The sequence below is a fragment of the Burkholderia sp. YIM B11467 genome, assembly GCF_052952715.1.
The window spans coordinates 888,947-911,974 of sequence record NZ_JBQVSQ010000002.1; the positions used below are offsets into that span (position 1 = coordinate 888,947).

20 protein-coding genes are annotated in these 23,028 nt (G+C 66.5%); 14 read left to right on the forward strand and 6 right to left on the reverse strand.

Annotation, left to right across the window (positions count from 1 at the left end; translation table 11 throughout):
* Positions 1-45: 45 nt before the first annotated feature.
* The 3 genes from ACTRWB_RS11115 to ACTRWB_RS11125 form a co-directional block, all read right to left on the reverse strand.
* Entirely contained in the window at positions 46-1,038 is a 993-nt protein-coding gene (locus ACTRWB_RS11115; protein ID WP_446901914.1) for a transglutaminase family protein, read from the reverse strand.
* An 8-nt stretch (positions 1,039-1,046) separates the two neighbouring features.
* On the reverse strand, positions 1,047-1,988 hold the full coding sequence (locus ACTRWB_RS11120) for an alpha-E domain-containing protein (RefSeq protein ID WP_129517122.1): 942 nt from the start codon (positions 1,986-1,988) through the stop codon (positions 1,047-1,049).
* A 64-nt stretch (positions 1,989-2,052) separates the two neighbouring features.
* Complete coding sequence (locus ACTRWB_RS11125) at positions 2,053-3,468, reverse strand: circularly permuted type 2 ATP-grasp protein (protein WP_164992104.1); 1,416 nt, start codon at positions 3,466-3,468, stop codon at positions 2,053-2,055.
* Positions 3,469-4,095: 627 nt separating this feature from the next.
* Between ACTRWB_RS11125 and ACTRWB_RS11130 the strand changes: the two genes are divergently transcribed.
* The 11 genes from ACTRWB_RS11130 (at position 4,096) to ACTRWB_RS11180 (ending at position 18,011) form a co-directional block, all read left to right on the forward strand.
* The gene (locus ACTRWB_RS11130; RefSeq protein ID WP_129517120.1) at positions 4,096-5,094 is read left to right on the forward strand and encodes a LysR substrate-binding domain-containing protein; all 999 of its coding nucleotides are present in this window, start codon (positions 4,096-4,098) and stop codon (positions 5,092-5,094) included.
* Positions 5,095-5,818: 724 nt separating this feature from the next.
* A complete protein-coding gene (locus ACTRWB_RS11135) occupies positions 5,819-6,229 on the forward strand; it encodes a hypothetical protein (protein WP_412024782.1) in 411 nt (136 codons plus the stop codon).
* A 62-nt stretch (positions 6,230-6,291) separates the two neighbouring features.
* Positions 6,292-7,035: a hypothetical protein gene (locus ACTRWB_RS11140; RefSeq protein WP_446901915.1), complete on the forward strand. Its 744-nt coding sequence runs from the start codon at positions 6,292-6,294 to the stop codon at positions 7,033-7,035.
* 103 nt (positions 7,036-7,138) lie between these two features.
* Positions 7,139-9,436, forward strand: a complete 2,298-nt coding sequence (pgaA, locus tag ACTRWB_RS11145; protein WP_446901916.1) for a poly-beta-1,6 N-acetyl-D-glucosamine export porin PgaA — start codon at positions 7,139-7,141, stop codon at positions 9,434-9,436.
* Positions 9,437-9,451: 15 nt separating this feature from the next.
* Positions 9,452-11,542: a poly-beta-1,6-N-acetyl-D-glucosamine N-deacetylase PgaB gene (gene pgaB / locus ACTRWB_RS11150; protein WP_446901917.1), complete on the forward strand. Its 2,091-nt coding sequence runs from the start codon at positions 9,452-9,454 to the stop codon at positions 11,540-11,542.
* Positions 11,539-12,810: a poly-beta-1,6-N-acetyl-D-glucosamine synthase gene (gene pgaC / locus ACTRWB_RS11155; RefSeq protein ID WP_048251336.1), complete on the forward strand. Its 1,272-nt coding sequence runs from the start codon at positions 11,539-11,541 to the stop codon at positions 12,808-12,810. Before pgaB ends, pgaC begins: the two co-directional genes overlap by 4 nt.
* Positions 12,788-13,276 (forward strand): Biofilm PGA synthesis auxiliary protein PgaD, encoded by a 489-nt coding sequence (locus tag ACTRWB_RS11160; protein WP_129517116.1) that lies wholly within the window; start codon positions 12,788-12,790, stop codon positions 13,274-13,276. The genes pgaC and ACTRWB_RS11160 overlap by 23 nt, the downstream gene beginning before the upstream one ends.
* A gap of 118 nt (positions 13,277-13,394) precedes the next feature.
* Positions 13,395-15,218: a glutamine--fructose-6-phosphate transaminase (isomerizing) gene (glmS, locus tag ACTRWB_RS11165; RefSeq protein WP_446901918.1), complete on the forward strand. Its 1,824-nt coding sequence runs from the start codon at positions 13,395-13,397 to the stop codon at positions 15,216-15,218.
* Positions 15,215-16,483 (forward strand): hypothetical protein, encoded by a 1,269-nt coding sequence (locus ACTRWB_RS11170; RefSeq protein WP_446901919.1) that lies wholly within the window; start codon positions 15,215-15,217, stop codon positions 16,481-16,483. The genes glmS and ACTRWB_RS11170 overlap by 4 nt, the downstream gene beginning before the upstream one ends.
* Positions 16,484-16,662: 179 nt before the next feature.
* Positions 16,663-17,499, forward strand: coding sequence for a c-type cytochrome (locus tag ACTRWB_RS11175; RefSeq protein WP_129517113.1), 837 nt, complete (start codon positions 16,663-16,665; stop codon positions 17,497-17,499).
* 29 nt (positions 17,500-17,528) lie between these two features.
* Positions 17,529-18,011, forward strand: a complete 483-nt coding sequence (locus ACTRWB_RS11180) for a GNAT family N-acetyltransferase (protein WP_446901920.1) — start codon at positions 17,529-17,531, stop codon at positions 18,009-18,011.
* Between the two features lie 81 nt (positions 18,012-18,092).
* Here ACTRWB_RS11180 and ACTRWB_RS11185 read toward each other — a convergent pair whose 3' ends face one another.
* Genes ACTRWB_RS11185 through ACTRWB_RS11195 form a run of 3 tightly spaced genes read right to left on the reverse strand, consistent with a single transcriptional unit; the run spans position 18,093 to position 21,049 of the window.
* Positions 18,093-19,343 (reverse strand): Zn-dependent hydrolase, encoded by a 1,251-nt coding sequence (locus ACTRWB_RS11185; protein WP_446901921.1) that lies wholly within the window; start codon positions 19,341-19,343, stop codon positions 18,093-18,095.
* Entirely contained in the window at positions 19,336-19,860 is a 525-nt protein-coding gene (locus ACTRWB_RS11190; RefSeq protein ID WP_419689178.1) for an L-2-amino-thiazoline-4-carboxylic acid hydrolase, read from the reverse strand. The genes ACTRWB_RS11185 and ACTRWB_RS11190 overlap by 8 nt, the downstream gene beginning before the upstream one ends.
* Before the next feature lie 22 nt (positions 19,861-19,882).
* The gene (locus tag ACTRWB_RS11195; protein WP_446901922.1) at positions 19,883-21,049 is read right to left on the reverse strand and encodes a branched-chain amino acid ABC transporter substrate-binding protein; all 1,167 of its coding nucleotides are present in this window, start codon (positions 21,047-21,049) and stop codon (positions 19,883-19,885) included.
* 177 nt (positions 21,050-21,226) lie between these two features.
* On the opposite strand from ACTRWB_RS11195, the gene ACTRWB_RS11200 reads away from it, so the two are divergent.
* The 3 genes from ACTRWB_RS11200 (at position 21,227) to ACTRWB_RS11210 (ending at position 22,826) form a co-directional block, all read left to right on the forward strand.
* Positions 21,227-22,123 carry a LysR substrate-binding domain-containing protein gene (locus ACTRWB_RS11200; RefSeq protein ID WP_021160899.1) on the forward strand — a complete coding sequence of 299 codons (897 nt, stop codon included), beginning with the start codon at positions 21,227-21,229 and terminating at the stop codon, positions 22,121-22,123.
* A gap of 125 nt (positions 22,124-22,248) precedes the next feature.
* Positions 22,249-22,467, forward strand: coding sequence for a ribbon-helix-helix protein, CopG family (locus ACTRWB_RS11205; RefSeq protein ID WP_048251327.1), 219 nt, complete (start codon positions 22,249-22,251; stop codon positions 22,465-22,467).
* Positions 22,461-22,826 carry a type II toxin-antitoxin system VapC family toxin gene (locus ACTRWB_RS11210; RefSeq protein ID WP_129517107.1) on the forward strand — a complete coding sequence of 122 codons (366 nt, stop codon included), beginning with the start codon at positions 22,461-22,463 and terminating at the stop codon, positions 22,824-22,826. The genes ACTRWB_RS11205 and ACTRWB_RS11210 overlap by 7 nt, the downstream gene beginning before the upstream one ends.
* Positions 22,827-23,028: the final 202 nt, after the last annotated feature.

A 23,028-nucleotide genomic window follows, 5' to 3' on the forward strand; every position in this document is an offset into this window, starting at 1 on the left:
ACGCGGCGGCCCGGCATGGCGGATTCGGCTAAAGCGCGCGTCAGGTCAGACGAATTCCGGCGACTGCACGACGCTGATCTCGACGCCGACGGCCGTCGCGCCGAGGCCCGTCACCGGCTGCGCGTCGCGATAGTCGAGGCCGACCGCGATACGCACGTAGCGCTCGTCCGGGCAGCGGTTCATGAACGGATCGAACCCGACCCAGCCGAGCCCTTCGACATAGGCCTCGGCCCACGCATGGCCGGCCGGCTGCTGCGCCAGCGCGGCGGCTTGCGGCTGCGCGCCGAGCGCCTGCTGCGGCAACCCTTGCGACTGCGATTGGGATTGCGATTGCCCCGCATGCGACGCGCCGAGCACCTGCTGCATGCCCTCGCCGCTCTGCAGCGCGAGCGCTTCCTCCTCGTCGTCGCCCACGTTCTGCTTCGCGTCGGCGATGCGCTGCATCGCGCTGTCGGCGAGCACGTAACCCGAGATATAGCGCGCGGGAATCTTCAGCACGCGCGCGGCCGCGATGAACGCATGCGCATGGTCGCGGCTCGTGCCCTCGCCGCTTTGCAGCGCGGTTTCCGCATCGACGGGCGCGTCGGCGGCCAGGTTCGGCGCGTATGCGATGCGGCCGTGCACTTCCGTCATCAGCCAGTGCAATGCGTCGAGGCCGTGCGGCTCGATCGGCAGCGCCTCCGCGAGCGCACGCACGGTGTCGCCGGCCTTCGTCAGCGCGGTCTCGCGCTCGAAGATCCACGGCGGCGCATAACCTTCCGGATTGCCGAGAATGCCCGCACGGTCCTGCGTCTCGACGACGCCGGCCGCGATGACGACGATCTCGGCCTTCGCGCCGCGGTCGTGCCGCACGAGGTCGATCCGGTTGCCGAGCCCGTCGGCGTACGACAGCGTCGGCTCGACGCCGTCGATCGTGACCTGCCACGCGCGCACCGTCTGCCCGGGGCCCGACTGCGGGCGCAGCCGCAGCCGTTGCAGCGCATGGGTGGCTTGATCGTCGAACTGATAACGCGAAATGTGTCGAATGGCGAGTCGCATGGCAAGTCTCAGTCGAAGTTGTAGGCCTGGGCGATTTCGAGCCCGAGGCTGTTGTTGCGGCCGATGAAGTCGGTCAGGAATTCGTGCAGGCCGCTCTTGAAGATCCGCTCGACCGAGGTATCGGACAGCATTTGCAGGATCTTCGTGGCCGTGTCGTGACACGGATGTGTCACGCCGTAATCCTTCGCGAGCAGGTTCAGGCTCGACACGACGCGCCCGTAGCAATAACGCAGCGAACGCGGCATGCGGCCGTTCAGGATCAGGTAGTCGGCAATGTTCAGCGGCTTGTACTGCACGTCGTACACCCAGCGGTACGAACGGTGCGCGGCCACGCAGCGCAGGATCGTCTCCCACTGGTAGTTGTCGAGGATCGTGCCGACGTGCGACACCGACGGCAGCAGCAGGTGGTATTTGACGTCGATGATCCGTGCGGTGTTGTCCGCGCGCTCGATATACGCGCCGATCTGCGCGAAATCGAAGATCTCGTTGCGCAGCATCGTGCTGTAGAAGCTGCCGAGGATCAGCGCGGTTTCGCGCTTCACCTCATCGAGCACGGCCGGCAGCCCGCTCTCCGGCACCGGCTCCGCAAGCGCGCGGCGCAACGCGAGCCATGCGCCGTTCACGCTCTCCCACGCTTCGCGCGTCAGCGCCGTGCGCACCATCCGCGCGTTCGAGCGCGCGGCCTCGATGCACGCCAGCACGCTCGACGGGTTGTCGCGGTCGCGCAGCAGGTAGTCGGTCACGGTATCGGCCGCATACGCGTCGTATTTCTGCCGGTAGCCGTCGTCGGTGCCCGAGCTGACAAGCACCGACGACCATTCGGCCGGCGCGTCGGACGTGCGCGTGAGCGCCATCCGCAGCCCGGCATCGACGATGCGCGCGATGTTCTCCGCGCGCTCGATATAGCGGTACATCCAGTAGAGACCGCTTGCAGTACGTCCCAGAAGCATCTCGTGTCCACTCCGTCTTCGTTCGGTTCGCGCGCCGGCTCCGGCGCGCGCGGTCGTGTCCGGCTCAGTCGGCCAGCACCCAGGTGTCCTTGGTGCCGCCGCCCTGGCTCGAGTTGACGACGAGCGATCCCTCCTTCAGCGCGACGCGGGTGAGCCCGCCCGGCGTGATGCGGATCCGGTCCGACACCAGCACGAACGGCCGCAGGTCGACGTGGCGCGGCGCGAGGCCGGCCTCGGTCAGGATCGGCGTCGTGGACAGCGCCAGCGTCGGTTGCGCGATGTAGTTCGCCGGCCGCGCACGCAGCTTCGCGGAGAACGCCTCGAGCTCGGCCTTCGACGCACACGGCCCGACCAGCATCCCGTAGCCACCCGAGCCGTGCACTTCCTTCACGACCAGTTCGTCGAGATGCTCAAGCACGTACTTCAGGCTGTCGGCCTCGCCGCAGCGCCAGGTCGGCACGTTCTCCAGCAGCGCCTTGCGGCCCGTGTAGAACTCGACGATCTCCGGCATGTACGAATAGATCGCCTTGTCGTCGGCGATGCCCGTGCCGGGCGCGTTCGTGATCGTGATGTTGCCCGCGCGGTAGACGTCCATGATGCCGGCGACGCCGAGCACCGAATCGGGGCGGAACGTGAGCGGGTCGAGGAACGCGTCGTCGACGCGCCGGTACAGCACGTCGATCGGGCGGAAACCCTCGGTCGTGCGCATCGCGACGCGGCCGTCGATCACCTGCAGGTCGCTGCCCTCGACGAGGTGCACGCCCATCTGGTCGGCGAGGAACGAATGCTCGTAGTACGCGGAATTGTGGATGCCGGGCGTCAGCACGGCGATGGTCGGGTTGTCGGCGTTGCCGCCCGGCGGGCACACGGCCGCGAGCGACTGGCGCAGCATCTGCGGGTAGGTCTCGACCGGGCGCACCTTCACCTGCTGGAACAGCTCGGGGAAGAGCTGCATCATCGTCTCGCGGTTTTCCAGCATGTACGACACGCCGGACGGCGTGCGCGCGTTGTCCTCGAGCACGTAGAACTCGTTCTCGCCGGTGCGCACGATGTCGACGCCGATGATGTGCGTGTAAACGTTCCCCGGCGGTCGGAAATCGATCATCTCCGGCACGAATGCCTCGTTGTGCGCGATCAGGTGCTTCGGCACGATGCCCGCGCGCACGATCTCCTGCCGGTGATAGATGTCGTCGAGGAACGCGTTGAGCGCCATCACGCGCTGCTCGATGCCGAGCGACAGCCGGCTCCATTCCGCGCCCGAGATGATGCGCGGGACGATATCGAACGGGATCAGCCGCTCGGCGGCCTCCGCGTCGCCGTAAACGGCAAACGTGATGCCCGTCTTGCGGAACACACCTTCCGCGTCGTGGGCTTTCTGGGCGAGGCTCGCGGGATTCTGCGTGTCGAGCCAACGCTTCAGGCGCGCGTAAGGCGCCCTTACCATGTCGCCGGATTGCAGCATTTCATCGAATGGCTTCATCGATCTTTTCTCCATCGATCGTTTTCCCCGGCATTGCGCATGCCGGACCGGCGTAATGAATGCTTCGCAAGGAACGTGCCTTGCGATATCCCGTCGATATCCTCCCCCCTTTTTGTGCCGCGCCGGGCACGCCCGCGCGGCATTCCGCACCACAACGGTGCAGCACCCGGCGCGACGCTCGGCGACGGTGCGTCGCGCGCGCGCACGGCCGATGCTGCGCCGCGTCTTTCGAACATAGTTCCCCCGCGTGTCACGACTGTGCAATCTGCACTGCACAAAAAATGGCCCGCCTGGGGCGCCCTGGCACACCTGGAGCGCCGGCTCGGCGGCCGCCGGAACATCGGGACGAAAAGGCGGGCCGGCACGCATACAGCGCAGCCGGCCCTGGGGAAGTACCGTCTGCGGCAGCGCGGACAGCTCGACGCGATGAACTGTCCGGTTAGCCGGGTCCGGCACCTCAAACCTATGCAGCCGTAATCCCGCCGACAATGCCCATGCATATTTCGACTGACACCCATCGAAAAAAAACATCGGGCCGACCCACGCGAGGCGCGGTACGCTAGAAAGTTCGTGCAGCGAAGCGGCGCCGCGCCTTCTGACGCCCGACTATAAAAAGCGAAGATCGAAATGGAAGCAAAGTGGCTGGAAGATTTCCTGAGCCTTGCGGATACCAAGAGCTTTTCCCGGGCCGCGCGTAACCGGCACCTCACGCAGTCGGCATTCAGCAGACGAATCGCGTCGCTCGAAACCTGGATGGACGCGAAGCTGGTCGACCGGAGCATCAACCCGATCACGCTGACGCCGGCCGGACAAATGTTCCGCGGGCTCGCCGCGGACATCCTGCGCAGCATGTATGCGGCGCGCAATCTCGTGAACGGCTACGACCAGTTCGCGGCCAGCGATCAGGTCGTGCGGTTCGCCGTCGCCCATACGCTCGTCTTCACGCTGTTTCCCGAATGGCTCAAGCAGCTCAACGGCGAGGTCGGCCACGTGACCGCGCGCGTGAACGCGGTGAACGTGCCGGAAGGCGTGCAGCAACTCGTCGAGGGCGAATGCGACCTGCTGCTCGGCTATCACCATCCGCAATTGCCGATCGTGCTCGACCCGAACCACTTCCCGTTCGTGAACCTCGGCGTCGAGCGGATCCTGCCGGTGTCGACGCCCGACGCGCGCGGCAAGCCCGTGTTCCAGCTGCCGGGCACGCCCGACGCGCCGCTGCCGCTGCTCGCGTATTCGTCGGGCGCGTTTCTCGGCAACATCGTCGAGATGCTGCTGCTGAATGCGACCGAACCGTATGTGCTGCACCGGTGCTTCGAAACGCACATGTCCGAGGCCTTGAAGGGCATGGTCGTGGCCGGGCACGGAATCGGCTGGCTGCCGGAAAGCTGTGTCGCGAAGGAGCTCGCGGAAGGCACGCTCGTGTGCGCGGGTTCCGGCGACTGGATCACCGAACTCGAAATCCGCCTGTACCGGTCGGCACGCAAGCGCGGGCTCGCGGCCGAGCAGTTGTGGACCTACATCATGAACCGGCCGCGCAAGGCGCTTGAAGGCGTGGTCGATGCCGCCGAGCAAACGGCCGCGCCGGCGATACGCATCGCGCGGCGAAGCGCGGACGGCAGCCGCTGATACTCGCGTTCGGTTTCGCGTTCGCGCCCGCTCTGTTCACGGCGCGAACGCGGATGCGGTATCGGGCAATCCGGCGGTGACATGCATTCGCGTCGCACTGCTTCGTATCGAACGCGACCTTCCTTCCGGCAGCAATCGATCATCTCGCCGCAGCCTGTGAAATCACCGTACCCACCTCGCAATCGACAGCAGAAAAATCGCAAACGTTTGCTTTCGAAAGTCGCATTTCTTACTCATCAATCGTAATGTCCGAATATTCGGCTTGATTTTCCGGGTAGAAATACCTCGTTACACAACAAATAGAAAGTTTCGATTTACCTGTAACAACCCGAATATCAAAAACGTCGCACCCTCATTTCAAATCACGCGACCTGTATCCGGGCCTTCATCAATACGCATCGAACACAGACGCAAAAAATTCTTTTATCAGTCGTTATGTTTCGGCACGAATGTCGATACCTCCGACGTGATTCAATGCGTGCTCGATCATCGCTACCGAACAGCAATGATCATATCCGGCAATATCGACTTTCTTCAGCACCAAGCGAGTCAGACAAATTGGTCGTTATCCTATTTAAATAAGATTATTCACCCTCGTCCCATTCCAGCCACACGCGGTTGTTGGTTCAAAAACCATCGTGTATCAATAGCGTGTCGCAAAAAGAACGCTGGAAATTTGACTCGGAGTAAATGCGTTGCCATTGATTCCGGACGGGAGGTTGCAATGTCTACCTCGTTTCGACAGCATGCTCGCCCTCTCCTGAGCGTCGTCCTCTCCACGCTCTGCATCAACGCCATGGCCCAGACCCCCGCGTCCGGTCCAGGCACGGGCCGCTACGTGATTTCCTATATCTGCGGCGACGCACGGATCGACGGTACGGCGCCGCTTCCCCCCGACGGCCGCCCGTACAACCTGGGCGTGTCGTTCGAGTCGGCCCGGACCGGGCAACCGCTCGCCAACGTGCAGGTGCGGCTCAGGCGGCATGGCCGCGTGCTCGTCGAATTCAACGCATCGGGATCGCGCTGCCTGTTCAGCGTGCCCGAGGCGAGCTACCGGGTCGAAGGCACCTATCAGGGGGCCATGCAGTTCGCGATCGTCGAAACGGGCACCCTCACCACGCAGTTGCGATGGTGAGCGCCAGCTGACCCGCCCCGATCGCGTCACTCACCGCAGCGTATCGAATCGAGGAGCATTGAATGACTCGTGCAGAACGACCGGACAACCCGCCCGCCAGCCGGCCGAAACCCTCCTGGGGCCCCGGCAAAAACGCGGCACTCAGCTTCGTCACGTTCGCCGCGCTCTTCGGCATCTTCGCGTATGCCGAGCGTGACACGGCGACCGGCCATGCCAGCGTGACGCACGACATCTCCGGCGTGATCCGTACCGCCGCCGGGAAATACCGCAACGCGATCGTGGCCGCGACTTCCCGCTCGACCGGTGGGTCCGGAACCTCGGTCGCCCAAGGACCGGAGCCGGAGCCGGCGATCGCACCGGCCGCACCGCCCGTCACGCTCGCGGCCGAACCGGAAGCCGCGCCGCGGGCAGCGACCCGCGCCGTCGCGAAACACCGGCAACCGGTGCATGTGCCGCCCATGGCGCTCGCCGCCAACCCGCACGCCGCGCGGGCTCACGGCCACCTCAACGCGCGCTTCGGCGACGCGCATCGCGCGCCGCGAACCGAGACGCTGGCGGGCACGAGAAAGCGTATGGACTTCGCACCGATGCCACGGTCGTACACCCCCGACACGGCGCGCATGCAGACGGCAAGCGTCACGCGCGCGGACCTGGCAGGTGCGCGTGCGCTGGCCAAGGCGCGCTCGTGCGCGCAGATCGACGAATGGAACTGTGTGGAGCAAAACGCGAGCCGGGCGCTCGCGATCGACCCGAAGAACAGCGAATCGCGTGCATTGCTTGGGCAGGCGATCCGCAATCGCCTGTGAACCGGCGCCGCATGGCCGGGCCCGCTGCCCGGCCGCGCGACGAACGGTGGCGTGGATCGTCGGGTGTGCAACCGTTGTGATCGTTTCGAAGCGAGGACACACCGTGGCCAACAATCGCAAACAACACCGCACTGCCGTCGCTCCGTCCAACCGGCGGATCTTCCTGCATGCGCCGCTGATGGTGCTGCTCGTCGCGTCCGGCCCCTGCTTCTCCGCCGAAAGCGATGCGGAATCCGGCGGCGTCAGCGAAATCGCCGGCACCCATGGTGTGCCGGATCCCAAACCGCCGGACGCGCCGACACCGGGTTCGCTCGCACCGGACGCACCCCCGCCGAATGCGCCGACACTGATCGCGCAGGCCTCGGGTGCCCAGATGCCGAATACCGCGGCGCCCGCGGCTCAAACCCCGCCCCCTCAGACATCGGACACGCCGATGCCGAATGCCCCGCCGCCGGCCGCGCAGACACCCGAAGCGGAAACCCCGAATGCGCAGGCGCCCGACCTCCGTACCGCCGACCCGGCCACCGTCCGCAACGACGTGTTCGGCCTCGCGTCGAGCGGCGGCGCGATCAAGGCGCTGGAAGAAGCGAAAGCGCGCCCCGACGTGTTCTCCGCCGTCGATCTCGCGCGGCTCGAGGAACTGTCGATACGCCAGCAAGTGCGCGGCGGGCGCGACAAGTCGCGCTCGATGACGAGCGCCGACCGCTTCGACGGGCTCGACACCGCATTGCGCGCCGCCGACGACCTCGACAAGCGGATGCCGCCCACGCCCGAGTATTCGCCGGTCAGGACGGCGCTCGCCGGCGACCGGACGATCGCGTACGCGGCGCGCGGCGACATGACGAAGGCCGTCGCGACGTTCGAGACGATTCCGTCCGACGCGGAGATCTCGATCGACGCGCTGGCGGCCGTCGGCGACGCGTACCTGTACCTGAGCGAACCGGGCAAGGCCAACGCCGTGTACCAGCGCGCGCTGAAGCAGGCGACCGCCTCGCCGACGGACAGCGCGACGCGCGGCTTCCAGTACGGCGCGCGCACGCGTCCGATCGAATTGCGCGAGGGGCTGTTCTGGTCGTACGTCGACCGGGGGCGCGCGGCCGATGCGAACCAGGTGCTCGACGACATGGGCAAGTCGCTGCCGCCCGCCAAGGAGGTACGCGTGTGGGGGCCGGAAAACGACGACTACCTGCGTTACTACCGGCTGCGCGCGCAGTACCTGATCTACACGGGCCGCGTGGATGAAGGGATCGCCGCGCTGGAAAAGCTCGAGAAGGAAGTGCCGTTCAACGCGGAGGTCCGTTCCGCGCATGCCGATGCCGTATCGGGCCAGTCGCATCCGCGCCAGGCGATCGCGATGTATCACGCGTCGCTGACCGACCACCCGGACAACGTGGAAATGCTCGCGGGGCTCGGCCGCGCGGCGCTGTCGGCCGACGACTACGCGACCGCGAAGAGCGTCGACCAGACCTTCGACAACACGTTCCCCGACAGCGGCTCCGTGCGCGCATTCAAGCGCGACTACAACGCGTACCGCAGCCCCGTGTTCACGACCGACCTGAGCTACGAGCACGGCAACAGCGCGCTGGCCGACAACAGTTTCACGTCGGACAGCTATGTGTATTCGCAACCGTTCGGCGACAACTGGCGCGTGTTTTCGCACACGTTCTTCGGTTATGCGCAAACCGACAGCGGCAACATCAGCCGCACGCGCACGGGCGTCGGCGGCGACTACCGGCACGGGCCGCTCACGGTCCAGGGCGAAGTCACGCGCTCGCTCGGCACCGATGGGCGAACGGGTGGCCGCGGTTCCGTCACGTACAACCTGAACGATTACTGGACGGTCAGCGGCGCGCTCGACTCCAACGACAACACGCTGCCGTGGAAGGCCTATGTCGCGCACATCTGGGGCCGCTCCGCGAACGTCGAGGTCGTGTATCGCCAGAACGACCGCCGCGAAGTCAAGCTGAGCTACGGCGTGAGCCGCTACAGCGACACGAACCTTCACCAGGAAATCTCCGCGACGGGCACGCAGCGCGTGTACACGTCCGCGAACCAGCTCGTCAACGTCTCGCTGGATCTCGGCACCGACAGCAACACGCGGCAGGACGCGCCCTACTTCAACCCGGGCCGCGACTATGCGGCGGCAGCAACCGTCATGCACCAGCTGACGCTGTGGAAGAAGGGCGACATGTCGTTGCAGCAGCGCCTGTCGGCGTCCGGCGGCGTGTACAACGAGCGCGGCTTCGGCACCAGCGCGTTATGGACCGCCCGCCTCCAGCACGTGTGGACGTTCAAGCACGACATCACGCTGAGCTACGGCGTCGAAGTCAGCAGCCATGCGTACGACGGCCAGCGCGAACGCTCCGAAACCGGCTTCCTGTCGGTCAACCTGCCGTTCTAGCAAGGAGATCGGACAATGCAATCCAGACGGACCTTCATGTGCGGATGCCTCGGCGCGTTTACGGCCTGCTCGTTGTTTCCGGGCGTGGCGAACGCGCGGATGATCGACCTGCTGCCGCCGTCCGATCCGGTCGACGGCAAGACGTTCCGCGTGATCTGCATGCACGACGTGCGCGACAACCTGCTGTCGACCTTCTCCACGTCGACGATGGTCGATCCGTACGCGGTGGATACCGGCACGCTGACGGCCATCTTCTCGTGGCTGCAGACCAACAACTACCACACGGTCACGGTCAAGCAGATCGAGGCATCGCGGCACGGCGGCAAGCCGCTGCCGCCCCGCGCGGTGCTGATCACGTTCGACGACGGCTACCGCAGCCACTACACGAAAGTGCTGCCGCTCCTCGAGCGCTTCAAGTATCCGGCCGTGATGGGCATCGTCACCGCGTGGATCGACGCGCCGCCGGATGTGCCGATCAAGATCAGCGACAAGATCCAGATGCCGCGCGACTACTTCATGTCGTGGGACGAAGTGCAGAAGGTCGGCCAGTCGAATCTCGTCGAGCTCGCGTGCCACACGCACAACCTCCATCACGGCGCGGTCGCGAATCCGCAGGGCAACGAGTTGCCGGCCACCACGTCGCACCTGTACTTCGACAACGAGAAGCGCTATGAAACCGATGCGGAGTTCGAAGCCCGTGTGCATGACGACCTGCAGACATGCGTGCGGCAGATTCGCGACCGCACCGGCATCGTCGCACGCTCGATGGTCTGGCCATACGGCGCGGAAAACCAGCCGGTGCGCAAGATCTCGACGTCGCTCGGCATGGACATCCAGTTCAGCCTCGACGCCGGCCCGAATACGCCGGACGTGCCGCTCGACCGGCTGAGGCGGATCCTGATGATGTACGACGTCGACATCGGCGGGTTCGAGCGGTCGATGCGCGAGCCGGCCACCAACCGCGGCGACGTCGACGTGCCCGAGCGCGTCGTGCAGGTCGATCTCGACCAGGTCTACGATCCCGATCCGGCGCGGCAGGAAACGAATCTCGGCAAGCTCGTCGAGCGCATCTACCGGATGCAGCCGAAATCGGTGTACCTGCAGGCGTTCGCCGATCCGAAGGGCACCGGCGTCGCGGAATCGCTGTACTTCCCGAACCGGCACCTGCCGATGCGCGCCGACCTGTTCTCGCGCGCCGCATGGCAGCTCAACACACGCTCGAACGTGCAGGTGTATGCGTGGATGCCGGTGCTGGCGTTCCGGCCGCCGGCCGACAAGCATCGCGGCCTCGAAGCCGTCAGTGCTTACGGCGGCGCGCCCGCGCGCGAAAACGGCTCGCGCATGTACCGCCTGAGCCCGTTCGATCCCGAAGCGCGGCTGTTCATCGAGCAGATCTACGAGGATCTCGGCAAGTACGCGTCGTTCAGCGGCATCCTGTTCAGCGACGACGCCGTGCTAGACGATTACGAGGATGCGGGCCGGCACGCGTTGAGCATTTACTCTCAGTGGGGGCTGCCGGCCGACATCGGCAAGATCCGCGCGACGCCCGACCTGATGAGCCGCTGGACGCGGCAGAAGACGCGCTACCTGATCGACCTGACGCGCCAGCTCGAGCAGATCGTGCTCGCGAACCAGAACGCGGGCGACGTGCTGACCGCGCGCAACATCTTCGCGCTGCCGGTGCTGAAGCCGGAATCCGAAGCGTGGTACGCGCAGAACTACGACGACTTCCTCGCCACCTACGACTTCGTCGCGCTGATGGCGATGCCGTACATGGAACAGGCGCAGGACCCCGTGCGCTGGATGGACCAGCTCGTCGACGCGGTCCGCGCGAAACAGCGCGGCTTCGCGCGCACCGTGTTCGAACTGCAGTCGTACGACTGGCATGCGCGCAAGGACATCGGCGGCGGCGCGCTGCTCGCGCAGATGCGGCGGCTGCGCAGCAAGGGCGCGGTGAACTTCGGCTACTACCCGGACAACTTCCTGAACAACCAGCCGGATCTCGACACGATGCGCGACGTGATGTCGCTGAAGTCACGCCTCGATCCGACGTCGATCAACGCGCTGATGCAGACGCAGCATCAGCAGGGGACGAAAACGCCATGACGACCCACGGCATCATCCAGCGCCTGCAGGATTTCGTCTTCTACTACCCGTTCTTCATGTCGTATCTGTGGATGATCGGCGGCGTCGTGCACTACTTCCTGCTCGAGGAAGGCCGCGTGCTGTCGACGCGGACGATCGCGTCGAGCGGCATTCCGAAGATCTCGATCGTCGTGCCCTGCTTCAACGAAGCCGCGAACGCGCGCAGCGTGATCGGTCACCTGAACGGGATGCAGTATCCGAACTACGACATCATCGCGGTCAACGACGGCAGCAAGGATCGCACCGGCGACATCCTCAACGAACTGGCGGTCGAGATCCCGCGGCTGCTCGTGATCCATCACGCGCACAACGAAGGCAAGGCGGTCGGGCTCACGACCGCGGCGGCCGTGTCGAACGCCGAATACCTGCTGTGCATCGACGGCGATTCGCTGCTCGCGCACGATGCGATCGGCTGGATGCTCGAACACTTCCTGACCGACCCGGGCGTCGGCGCCGTGACCGGCAACCCGCGCATCCGCACGCGCACGTCGCTGCTCGGCCGCATGCAGGTCGGCGAATTCTCGTCGATCGTCGGGCTGATCAAGCGCACGCAGCAGGTGTACGGCCGCATCTTCACGGTGTCGGGCGTCGTCACGATGTTCCGCAAGACTGCGCTCGCCGACGTCGGCTATTGGAGCTCGGACATGCTGACCGAGGACATCGACATCAGCTGGAAGCTGCAGTGCCGCGACTGGCGCGTCGTGTACGAGCCGCATGCGCTGAGCTGGATCCTGATGCCCGAGACGCTCAAGGGGCTCTACCGGCAGCGGCTGCGCTGGGCGAAAGGCGGCATCCAGGTGCTGATGAAATATGCGGGCACGCTCGCGCGACCGACGCAGATGATGATGTGGCCGCTGTTCATCGAATACCTGATCGGCATCGCGTGGGCCTACTCGATGTCGTTCATCCTGCTGCTCGCGCTCGTCGACGTTGTCCATCCGCTACCGCTGAACTGGCACGTATCGGTCGTGCCGCACTGGCACGGGATGCTGCTGGTCGCAACCTGCATCCTGCAACTGATCGTCGGCAGCATGATCGATCGTCGTTACGACGAAAAACTCCTGATGTATTTCCTGGACACCGTCTGGTACCCCGTCGCCTTCTGGCTGATCAGCATGATCACCACCGTCGTCGCCCTGCCCGCCGTCGTGCTGCGGGGCCGCGGCAAGCGGGCCGTATGGGTCAGCCCCGACCGAGGCATTCAACATGAAGAACGCGCCGATTATTGACCTTTCCCTGCGCGCGCCGCGCGAAATGATCGCCGAGCGCGGTCGCATCGTCGGGCTCGGGCTCGTCGTCTGGTTCCGCCTCGTGCGGCCCGCGCTGGTGGGCGCCGTGTGGGCATCGATCTGCATCTACACGTACCGCTACCTGCTGCCGTTCAACCAGGCGGAGATGCCGATCGAGCAGATGGTGTTCTACGCGACGTGTATCGCGATCATCGGCGGCACGATCGTCACGTGGCTGATCGCGGGGCGCGTCGTGCATCCGCTCGCGTACCGGCTGCGCGTATCGAAGATGCTGCGACGCTCGGCCAGCGCGAAGGTGCGCTCGGTGCCCGCGACCGCGCTGGCCGGCGCCCGCCGGCGCGGCGTACGGCGCACGACGCGCATTCTGGTCGCGTCGCACGATGCGAACGGCTCGATCTCGGGCATCGAATGGGTAGCCCACGCGGGGCCGCCGCCCCGCGAGTAGAACAGCGGAGACGCGCCGCCGAGCACGAGACCGCATTCGTGCGGCGCGGCGTAGCTCCTGACGCCGCGCTGCCGTGTTTCGCCGGCAGGCCGGCAACTTCTTGTGGACGAGGTGAATCATGTGCGGAATCGTCGGAGCAAGCGGCCTGAAAAATCAGGTGCCGCAACTGGTCAATGCACTAAGCCGGCTCGAGTATCGCGGCTACGATTCATGCGGCATCGCCGTGCAGGACGCCGGACGCCTGCGCAGCGAACGCACGCTGCGGCGCGTGACGGACCTGCAGGATCGCGTGATGACGCTCGGTCTCGAAGCGCAGACCTGCATCGCGCATACGCGCTGGGCGACGCACGGCGCGCCGTCGGAGATGAACGCGCACCCGATCATGTCGGGCGACACGATCGCGGTCGTGCACAACGGGATCATCGAGAACCACGACGCGCTGCGCACCGAGCTGCGGCAGCGCGGCTACGCGTTTCGCGGCGAAACCGACACCGAGGTGATCGCACACCTGATCCACAGCGTCTATCGCGACGACCTGTTCGACGCGGTCGTGCACGCCGTCAAGCGGCTGCACGGCGCATACGCGATCGCGGTGCTGAGCGCGCGCGAGCCGCAGCGTCTCGTCGCCGCGCGCGCCGGCTCGCCGCTCGTGATCGGCATCGGCGCTGAGCAGAATTACCTGGCGTCGGACTGCGCGGCGCTCGGCGACCTGACCGACCGTTTCATCTACCTGGAAGACGGCGACGTCGCGCTGATCACGCCGGAACGCATCGCCGTGGTCGACGCGGGCGGGCAGGAAGCGCAGCGCCCGTTGTGCCAGGTGAAGGCGCGCGACGGCGACGTTGCGCTCGGCCCTTACCAGCACTTCATGCAGAAGGAGATCTTCGAGCAGCCGAAGGCGATCGACAGCACGCTCGACGGCATCGACACGATCTCGCCGGCGCTGTTCGATGCGACCGACAGCACGCGCGCGCTGCTGTCGCGAGTGCGGAGCGTGCTGCTGCTCGGCTGCGGCACCAGCTACTACGCGGGCCTGACCGCGAAGTACTGGCTCGAGAGCATCGCGGGCGTGCCGGCGCAGGTCGAGGTCGCCAGCGAATTCCGCTACCGCGATACCGTGGCCGATCCGCGCACGCTCGTGGTCGGCATCTCGCAGTCGGGCGAAACGGCCGACACGATCGGCGCGATCGAGCGCGCGCGCGAGATGGGCCAGGAACTGTCGATGGCGATCTGCAACGTGGCGACCAGCACGATCGCGCGCAACGCGCCGCTCCGGTTCCTCACGCGGGCCGGCATCGAGCTCGGCGTCGCGTCGACCAAGGCATTCACGACACAGCTCGTCGCGCTGTTCGTGCTGACGCTGACGCTCGCGCAGCTGCGCGGCCGGCTCGACGCGGCACAGGTCGCGATGCACCTGAAGCAGTTGCGCGCGCTGTCCGGCCGCATCAGCCATGCGCTCGCGCTGGAAACGCAGATCATGGGCTGGGCCGCGAAGTTCGCGCGCACCGAGAACGCGCTGTTCCTCGGGCGCGGCATCCATTTCCCGATCGCGATGGAAGGCGCGCTGAAGCTCAAGGAGGTGTCGTACATCCACGCGGAAGGTTATGCGGCCGGCGAGCTGAAGCACGGCCCGCTCGCGCTCGTCACCAGCGCGATGCCGGTCGTCACGATCGCGCCGGACGACCGCCTGTTCCAGAAGCTGAAGTCCAACATGGCCGAGGTGCGTGCGCGCGGCGGGCGGCTCTACGTACTGGCCGGTAATCAGCTCGAAATCGACGCCGACCGCGACACGCACCTGATCCGCGTGCGCGAATCGGGCGACCTGCTGTCGCCGATCGTCAACGTGATTCCGCTGCAACTGCTCGCGTATCACGTCGGCTGCGCGCGCGGCGCCGACGTCGACAAGCCGCGCAACCTCGCGAAATCGGTGACGGTCGAATGATACGGCGCACGCGCGCGGCGCAGGCGGTCGCGCGGCGCGTCGCGGCTGCGCTGTGCGGCGCGTGCTGCGTCGTCGCGGCAGCGCCGCCGGCCTTCGCCGGCTCGCCGGCCGTGCATACGGTCGCCGTGCAGAGTTCCCCGCCGCCGCAGGAGACCGGCGACCCGCGGCGTTTCATGCACGGCATCGGCGTGGCCGACGCGGGCAACGGCAACCGCTGGGTGTTCTTCAGCAGCTCGGGCATCGTGCCACGCGGCGCGATGCGCAACGGCAACTGGCCGCATGACGTGTACGTCGGCGAATGGCTGCCCGGCAAGCCGCACCTGCTGCACGTCCATACGTTCATCAGCCGCCCCGAGGCGCAGGAACCCGTGTCGATCGCGCAGAACGCGCGCGGCGACATCTTCGTCACGTTCGAGGACGGCTGGAACGCGCCGCAGGAAGTCAGCCAGCGCTACGGCGTCTACCGCCGCGACCTGAAGCCGATCAAGCCCTACCCGAACGACGTCGAGTCGGGCGGTCACTCGGGGCATGTCGCCACGGTCGGCGAACGCTTCGTCGTGTTCTATTCCGCCGACTGGGTCGATGGCGGCGGCGTCGACAACCTCGGTACCGGCAACGGCGTCTACCTGAAAACCTACGACGCGGCCGGGCGCGTGCTGAACCACGTCGCGGTCGCGCCGCACCGCCGCGAGTGGTGGCCGGTGATCGCGGGATCGCCGCGCAACGCGCTGCTCGTCTGGCAAAAATTCATCGAAGGCAGCACGGACGCGACGCTCGAATACGCGCTGTTCGATCCGGTCACGGCGAAGCTGGACACGCTGGGGCCGTTGAACGAGGCCATCCGGTACTACGTGTACGCGTCGGCCTACGTGGCGGCAATCGACCGCTTCATCGTCGTCACGACGGCGGCGGACGATCGCGGCGTCGCGATGCTGATCGACCCGGACGGGCGCCGCACGGCAACACTCGGCTGCCTGCCGGCGTCGGTGCGCGAATCCGGCATCGGCATTTCCGGCACGCATGCGTATGTGCCGACCCGCGACGGACGGCTGCTGACACTGGCGCTTGCGCCGGCGGACATTTCGGTGAGCGGCGTGCAGCGTTCGCCGATTCCGTGGGGCACGACGGGCGTCGCCGGTTTCCCGGCGCGCGGCGCGACGATGCATTTCGTGTCGCTGACGCCGTCGGGCACGCGCGAAGCCGATTTCGACCCGGGCCAGCAAACGCCGTTGCCGAAGAGCGAAGCGCCGTGTTCGAGTCATTGACGGCAATCCGGCATCGATAATGCCGCGAACGCGGTCGGCCCGCGTTGCCTGCCCGCACGCCCCTTTCCGCGCCGCAGTCGCCAGCGCCGCGCGTACCGGATAGACTGTCGCCCGATTCCTTCCATCGGCCGCGGTTTCCGCCTCCTGCCGCCGCCGGAACGCCCTTTTCCGGAGAACGAATGCTGAAGCGCCAGTGGTTTTCGCTTGTGCTGCTGACGGTTTGCCTGATCGGACAACGCGCGTCGGCGCAGTCCGCGCTCGAACTCGAAACCGACGGCACGGCCCGCGCCCTCACCCGCCAGACGCTGCTCGCGCGCCCCGATGCGACGGACATCCGCGTGCCGCGCGACATCGCCTACGGCCGCCCGATGACGTTCCGCGCCGTGCCGTTCGCCGCGCTGCTCGGCGACACGCCGCTGCCGGCCGACGGCGTGCTCGAAACGCGCGCGGCCGACGGCTTCGCCGCGCAGTTGCCGATGGATCTCGTGCGCCACCGCGCGCCGGCCGGCGCCGTTGCGTGGCTCGCGATCGAGGATCCGGCCCATCCGTGGCCGAAACTGCCCGGCAAGCAGGTCAGCGCCGGGCCGTTCTATCTCGTCTGGCTCGGGCCGGATGCGTCGTCTGTACGCGGCGAGCAGTGGCCGTACCAGATCGTGCGCATCACGATCGAATCGTCGCCGGTTACTCGGTGGCCGTCGCTCGCCGTCGATTCCGCATTGCCCGAAAACGATCCGGCACGCGCCGGCCAGCACCTGTTCGTCACGCAATGCCTCGCGTGCCACCGTCTCGACGGCGCGGGCAGCAGCCATGCCGGCCCCGACCTGAACACGCCGATGAATCCGGTCGACTACTTCCAGCCCGCCGCGCTGCGCCGCTATATCCGCAACCCGGCGTCGGTGCGCGACTGGCCGGGCCGGAGCATGCCGGCGTTTCCGCCCGATCAGTTGAGCGACCGGGAACTCGATCAGATCGTCGCGTATCTCGCGTATATGGCGCGGCGCAAGGCCGCTCAGTAACGCGCAGTCGGATCACACAAGGAACGTTGATGACGCCAGGCGACACGCTGTTCACCATCGCATCGATCGAAGCCGTGCAGACCCACCCGCTCCGGGCAGCGATCCTGCTGAACGGCGATCTGAACGCGTGCGAACTGGCGGGCGACCATGCTTCGACAACGCTGCACGTCGGGGTGCGCGACGATCGGTCTGGCATCGTGGCGGTCGCGTCGCTCTGCGAGGAGCCGCGCGACGACGACCGTGCGCGGCCGGCGTGGCGGCTTCGCGGAATGGCCGTCGACCCTGCCGTTCGCGGCATGGGTTTCGGACGGGTGCTGGTGCAGGTGTGCGTGCGACACGCGGAAGAACGCGGGGCCGCGCTCGTGTGGTGCACGGCACGCGAATCGGCATACCGGTTCTATGAAAAGCTCGGCTTTGTGTCCGATGGTGCGCCGGTGACGATGCCGGGGCGCACCGATACCGCGTTCCATGTGATGCGGCGGTACATCGATCGGCACACGCCGCCTGTCTGAAGCGGACCGCGCGTCGGCATCATCGGGAGAGAATCGGCGCGGCCCGGCGTACCACCATGTGCCGGACCGCACGCCTCACGCTCAGGCTTCCTGCGCGCTCCGCAGCACCGCACGCAACAGCACATCTGCGCCCGCCGCCGCCCATTCGGGCGTAATCGCTTCGGCCTCGTTGTGGCTCAGCCCGTCGACGCACGGCACGAAGATCATCCCGGTCGGCGCGACGCGCGCGACATAACACGCGTCATGGCCGGCGCCGGACACGATATCCATGTGCGACAGCCCGAGCGCCTCGGCCGCGTCACGCACCGTGTCGATGCAACGCGGCGCGAACGGTATCGGCGGATACGTGAAGATCTGCTCGATCTGCGCGCCAAGACCGGTTTCGTCGGCCACGCGGGCGAGTTCCGCACGCAGCACCGCGTCCAGTTCGTCGAGCACCGCATCGTCGGGGTGACGGAATTCGACCGTGAAGAAGCAGCCGCCCGGCACCGTGTTGCGCGAATTCGGCCGCGCCTCGATCATGCCGACCGTTGCGCGCGCATACGGCGCGTAACGGCGGCCGAGCACTTCGACGAACGAAATCATCCGCGCGGCGCCGACCAGCGCATCGCGACGAAACTCCATCGGCGTCGTGCCCGCATGCGCATCGACACCGGTGAGCGTCACCTCGTACCAGCGCTGCCCCTGCCCGGCCGTCACGACGCCGATCGTCTTGCCGGCCCGTTCGAGAATCGCGCCCTGTTCGATATGCAGTTCGTACGCCGCGTGCACCGGATAACCGCCGACGGGCTCGGCGCCCGCGTAGCCGATCCGCGCCAGTTCCTCGCCGATCGTCTTGCCTGCGGTGTCCGAGCGCGACAGCCCGAATTCGAGCGTATAGACACCCGCGAACACACCGGCCGAAATCATCGCCGGCGCAAAGCGCGAACCTTCCTCGTTGGTCCAGATCACGACGTCGACCGGGCGCTCAGTCTCGATGCCCACGTCGTTCAGCGCGCGCACGACTTCAAGCCCGCCGAGCACGCCGTAGATGCCGTCGTAGCGGCCGCCCGTCGGCTGCGAATCGGCGTGCGAGCCCGTCATCACCGGCGCGGCGTCGGGGTTGCGGCCCGCGCGGCGCGCGAACACGTTGCCCATCCGGTCCACGCGCACCGTGCAGCCGGCCTCCTGCGCCCACTGCACGAACAGGTCGCGCGACGCGCGATCGAGATCGGTCAGCGCGAGACGGCAGACGCCGCCTTTCGGCGTCGCGCCGATCTGCGCCATCCGCTCGAGCGATGCCCACAGGCGGTCGCCGTCGACGCGCGGCGCGCTCACGTTGCCGTCACGCATCGCCCTGCTCCGACGCGGGTTGCCGTGCGTAACGGAAATCGCAGCGCTTGCCGCCCTGCATGATCGTGCTCGTGCGCGTGAGTGTGATGTCCGGCGCATAACCCTGGATGAAATGGCTGTCGCGCGCGCAGCTCAGCAGGTGCCCGATCTCGCCGAGCCCCATCGCGTGATACATCTCCGCGTAGCTGCAGCGATGCACGTCGTAGTCGTAGTGCGCGTCGTCCACGCGCCGCACCTCGACGTCAAGCGCATCGTCCTTCTCCCACAGCACCTGCAGCGCGATGAACGACTTCACGCTCGTGCCGTCCGGCTCCTGCGCGGCGAACGTGCGGCCCGCGTCGACGGCCGCGCCGCGCACGGCTTCCGCGATCACGGCCTGCGCGCGCTCGGCGCCGAACTCGCGCTTCATGATCTCGTAGATCGGCTTGATGATTTCCGCTTCGATGCGGCGCCGCGCGAGGATCCCGAGGCGCGTGTCCTCGGGGGCGGCGGCGGATGTCTGGGTCGGTTCGGTCATGGGGATCGTCTTTGTCGTTGATTTACTTGGCCACGGTGCGCGAGCCGCCGAGCACGTCGACGACGGTCCACTTGCCGCCGCGCACCTGATAGATCGTGAACGCCGGGTCCTTCAGGTTGCCTTCGCCATCGAACGCGATCCGCCCCGTCACGCCGGGCCGATCGATCGCGCGGACCGCCGCGACCAGCTTCGCCGGCTGCGTCGTACCGGCCTTCTGCGCGGCCGCGATCAGCGTGGCGGCCGCGTCGTACGCGAACGGCGCATGCAGTTCGATCGGTGCACGATAGCGTGCCTGGTACTGCGTGTCGAACGTCTTGCCGCCCGGCATCCGGTCGAGCGGCAGGCCCGGTTCGAGCGCCGTCACGCCGTCGCCGTCCTTGCCCGCGAGCGACAGGAAGGTCTGGCTCACGAAGCCGCCCGCACCGAGCAGCGGCGCGTTCACGCCGAGCTGACGCATCCGGCGCGCGATCGGCGCGGCCTGCGCATCGAGGCCGCCGAAGAACACGAGATCGGCGCGCTTGCCCTTGATTGCGGTCAGCACGCCGCTGAAGTCGGTCGTCTTGTCGTTCACGTACTGGCGATCGACGATCGCGCCGCCGTTCGCCTGCACGCCCTTGATGAACTGGTCGGCCAGCCCCGCGCCGAACGACGTGCGATCGTCGATCACAGCAATGCGCTTCGCCTTCAGCGTCTTCACCGCATACGCGCCCGTGAAGTTACCGCCCGCATCGTCGTGACCCATGATGCGGAAGGCCGTCGCATAACCCTGCTGCGTGTATTGATGGCCGGTGGACGCCGGCGCGATCTGCGGGATGCCCGCATCGCGATAGACGCGCGACGCCGGCACGCTGCAGCCCGTATTCCAGTGACCGACGACGCCGATCACGTGCTGGTCGACGAGCTGCTGCGCGACCGCGACGGCCGTGCGCGGGTCGGACTGATCGTCGGCCGCGACGAGCTTGTAGACGACCGGCTTGCCGCCGATGGTCGGATGCTTCGCGTTCGCGTCGTCGATCGCGAGTTGCGCGCCATTCTGCAAGTCCTTGCCGATACGCGCGGACGGGCCGGTGAGCGGCGCGGCGAGACCGATCGCGATCGTCTGCGGCGCGGACTGCGCGAACGCGGGAACGGATGCGGCCAGGGCGGCCGCCGAGAAAACGAGGCTGACGGGAAGGAACGGGATTTTCATGTGTGGGGATCGGCGATTCGGATCAAAACATGAAAAATATTAAATATTCAGCACCCAAACCCCAAATACCCAATTGTTGGATGCTTATGCCGTTCCCTGCAGATTAAACCAAGCACCTGTAAACACAAGACATTTTCAGATTGCCGCTCATCCTGACTTTTCGATAAAATTCGATACATGAAAAATATCGAACAATTGCCGCACGATCCGCCGCTGCGCGCGGTGCGTGCGTTCGAAGCATTCGCGCGTCTCGGGTCGGTCACCGCGGCGGCGGGCGAGCTCGACATCACGCCGTCGGCGGTCAGCCATCAGCTGCAACTGCTCGAAGCGTTCATCCAGACGCCGCTGACGGTGCGCGAGGGCCGGCTGCTCGCGCTTACCGACGAAGGACGCGACTACTACCGCTCGATCAGCGCCGCGTTCTCGGTGCTGCGCAGCGCGACGCGCTTCGTGCGCGACCGCTCGTCGCTGCGACAGATCACCGTCAGCCTGATTCCGCTGCTCGGCATCGGCTGGTTCATTCCGCGGCTGCACGCGTTCCTGGCCGACAACACGGACGTCGACGTGACCGTGCTGTATGCGCATCACCGCAACTACCGAAGCGATGCGTCGGACCTGTCGATCCGCTTCGGCACCGGCGACTGGCCCGGCTACCGCTGCGAGCGGCTACTGCCGGGCGCGATGGTGCCGATGTGCAGCCCGTCGTTCCTGAAGCGCCACGGGCCGTTCCGCACACCGGCCGATCTCGCGCGCGCGCCGCTCGTGCACGACGAGGATCGCAGCACGTGGGTCAACTGGCTGCAGGGCGCCGGCGTGCGGCATGTGTCGCATGCGGTGGGGCCGATGTTCGAGGACGGCCAGCTCACGCTGAGCGCCGCGCGCGCGGATCTCGGCGCCGCGCTGCTGCGTGCGCCGCTGGTCGAACGCGAACTGGCGAACGGCGAGCTCGTGAAGCTGTTCGATCACGCGCTGGACGACGGGCGCGATTACTACCTGTGCACGCGCGAGGACGCGGACATGCCGGATGGGGCACGGCGGCTGGCTGAGTGGTTGAGGAAGATGGCGGGGATTTGAGCGACGCACCTTCTCGCGTTGCCGAACATCGGTTGACGCGGACGCAGCACCCACCGCACCCGCCTGAGTCTTGCATGCGCCGACTCAAGTATATATGATATGCATATCATATATCGGAGGCTGTCATGAGCCGGATTCTGGTGGATCTGTCGGACGGCCAGCTCGACGAGTTGGCCGCTATCGTCGAGACTGAACATCGTCCCCGCGCCGCGATCATTCGCGACGCGATTGATGCCTACATTGCCCTGCACAAACGTCCGCTCGCCGACGACGCATTCGGTCTCTGGAAAGATCGCACGGTCGACGGGCTCGCGTATCAGGAGGAAATGCGCTCGGAATGGTAAAAGCTCTGTTCGACACCAACATCCTGATCGACTATCTGGGCGGCGTGGAATCCGCCCGCGTCGAACTGGCCCGCTACCACTATCGTGCGATCAGCATCATCTCGTGGATGGAGGTCCTGGTCGGCACGTCCGCACATAACGAAGCCACGACTCGCGCATGGCTCTCGTCGTTCGATGTCATCGCGCTCGACAGCACGGTCGCGAATCGCGCCGTGACCATTCGCCAGGAGCGCCGCATCCGCCTGCCCGACGCGATCGTCTGGGCATCGGCGCAAGTGAACGGGCTGCTGCTTGTGTCGCGCAACACGAAGGACTTCCCCGCCACCGAACCCGGCGTTCGCGTGCCCTATCAGGTCTGAGTCGATCTGCGCGGCAGCATTGCAAATGCGTCAACTCGACGCAATCTCCCCGCATCTGCAAAAGGTACGGCGTGTGCCTCGCCGAAAAATCGGCTGGGTCCTCTGACACGACGCAACCGAATCGCTCGTAGCGCTACCCTGCATCCGGATTGAAGGCGTCGATTCACGCGACGCCCCCTCTCCCCCTCACATTCCCATCGAA

Excerpts from the sequence above, each read along its gene's own strand:
- ACTRWB_RS11120 (WP_129517122.1), bottom strand. The coding sequence starts at position 1,988 with ATGCTTCTGGGACGTACTGCAAGCGGTCTCTACTGGATGTACCGCTAT.
- ACTRWB_RS11200 (WP_021160899.1), top strand. The coding sequence starts at position 21,227 with ATGAAAAATATCGAACAATTGCCGCACGATCCGCCGCTGCGCGCGGTG.
- ACTRWB_RS11115 (WP_446901914.1), bottom strand. The coding sequence starts at position 1,038 with ATGCGACTCGCCATTCGACACATTTCGCGTTATCAGTTCGACGATCAA.
- ACTRWB_RS11130 (WP_129517120.1), top strand. The coding sequence starts at position 4,096 with ATGGAAGCAAAGTGGCTGGAAGATTTCCTGAGCCTTGCGGATACCAAG.
- ACTRWB_RS11185 (WP_446901921.1), bottom strand. The coding sequence starts at position 19,343 with ATGCGTGACGGCAACGTGAGCGCGCCGCGCGTCGACGGCGACCGCCTG.
- ACTRWB_RS11195 (WP_446901922.1), bottom strand. The coding sequence starts at position 21,049 with ATGAAAATCCCGTTCCTTCCCGTCAGCCTCGTTTTCTCGGCGGCCGCC.
- ACTRWB_RS11175 (WP_129517113.1), top strand. The coding sequence starts at position 16,663 with ATGCTGAAGCGCCAGTGGTTTTCGCTTGTGCTGCTGACGGTTTGCCTG.
- ACTRWB_RS11210 (WP_129517107.1), top strand. The coding sequence starts at position 22,461 with ATGGTAAAAGCTCTGTTCGACACCAACATCCTGATCGACTATCTGGGC.
- ACTRWB_RS11170 (WP_446901919.1), top strand. The coding sequence starts at position 15,215 with ATGATACGGCGCACGCGCGCGGCGCAGGCGGTCGCGCGGCGCGTCGCG.
- ACTRWB_RS11140 (WP_446901915.1), top strand. The coding sequence starts at position 6,292 with ATGACTCGTGCAGAACGACCGGACAACCCGCCCGCCAGCCGGCCGAAA.
- ACTRWB_RS11190 (WP_419689178.1), bottom strand. The coding sequence starts at position 19,860 with ATGACCGAACCGACCCAGACATCCGCCGCCGCCCCCGAGGACACGCGC.
- glmS (WP_446901918.1), top strand. The coding sequence starts at position 13,395 with ATGTGCGGAATCGTCGGAGCAAGCGGCCTGAAAAATCAGGTGCCGCAA.
- ACTRWB_RS11205 (WP_048251327.1), top strand. The coding sequence starts at position 22,249 with ATGAGCCGGATTCTGGTGGATCTGTCGGACGGCCAGCTCGACGAGTTG.
- pgaB (WP_446901917.1), top strand. The coding sequence starts at position 9,452 with ATGCAATCCAGACGGACCTTCATGTGCGGATGCCTCGGCGCGTTTACG.
- ACTRWB_RS11135 (WP_412024782.1), top strand. The coding sequence starts at position 5,819 with ATGTCTACCTCGTTTCGACAGCATGCTCGCCCTCTCCTGAGCGTCGTC.
- ACTRWB_RS11180 (WP_446901920.1), top strand. The coding sequence starts at position 17,529 with ATGACGCCAGGCGACACGCTGTTCACCATCGCATCGATCGAAGCCGTG.
- ACTRWB_RS11160 (WP_129517116.1), top strand. The coding sequence starts at position 12,788 with ATGAAGAACGCGCCGATTATTGACCTTTCCCTGCGCGCGCCGCGCGAA.
- pgaC (WP_048251336.1), top strand. The coding sequence starts at position 11,539 with ATGACGACCCACGGCATCATCCAGCGCCTGCAGGATTTCGTCTTCTAC.
- ACTRWB_RS11125 (WP_164992104.1), bottom strand. The coding sequence starts at position 3,468 with ATGAAGCCATTCGATGAAATGCTGCAATCCGGCGACATGGTAAGGGCG.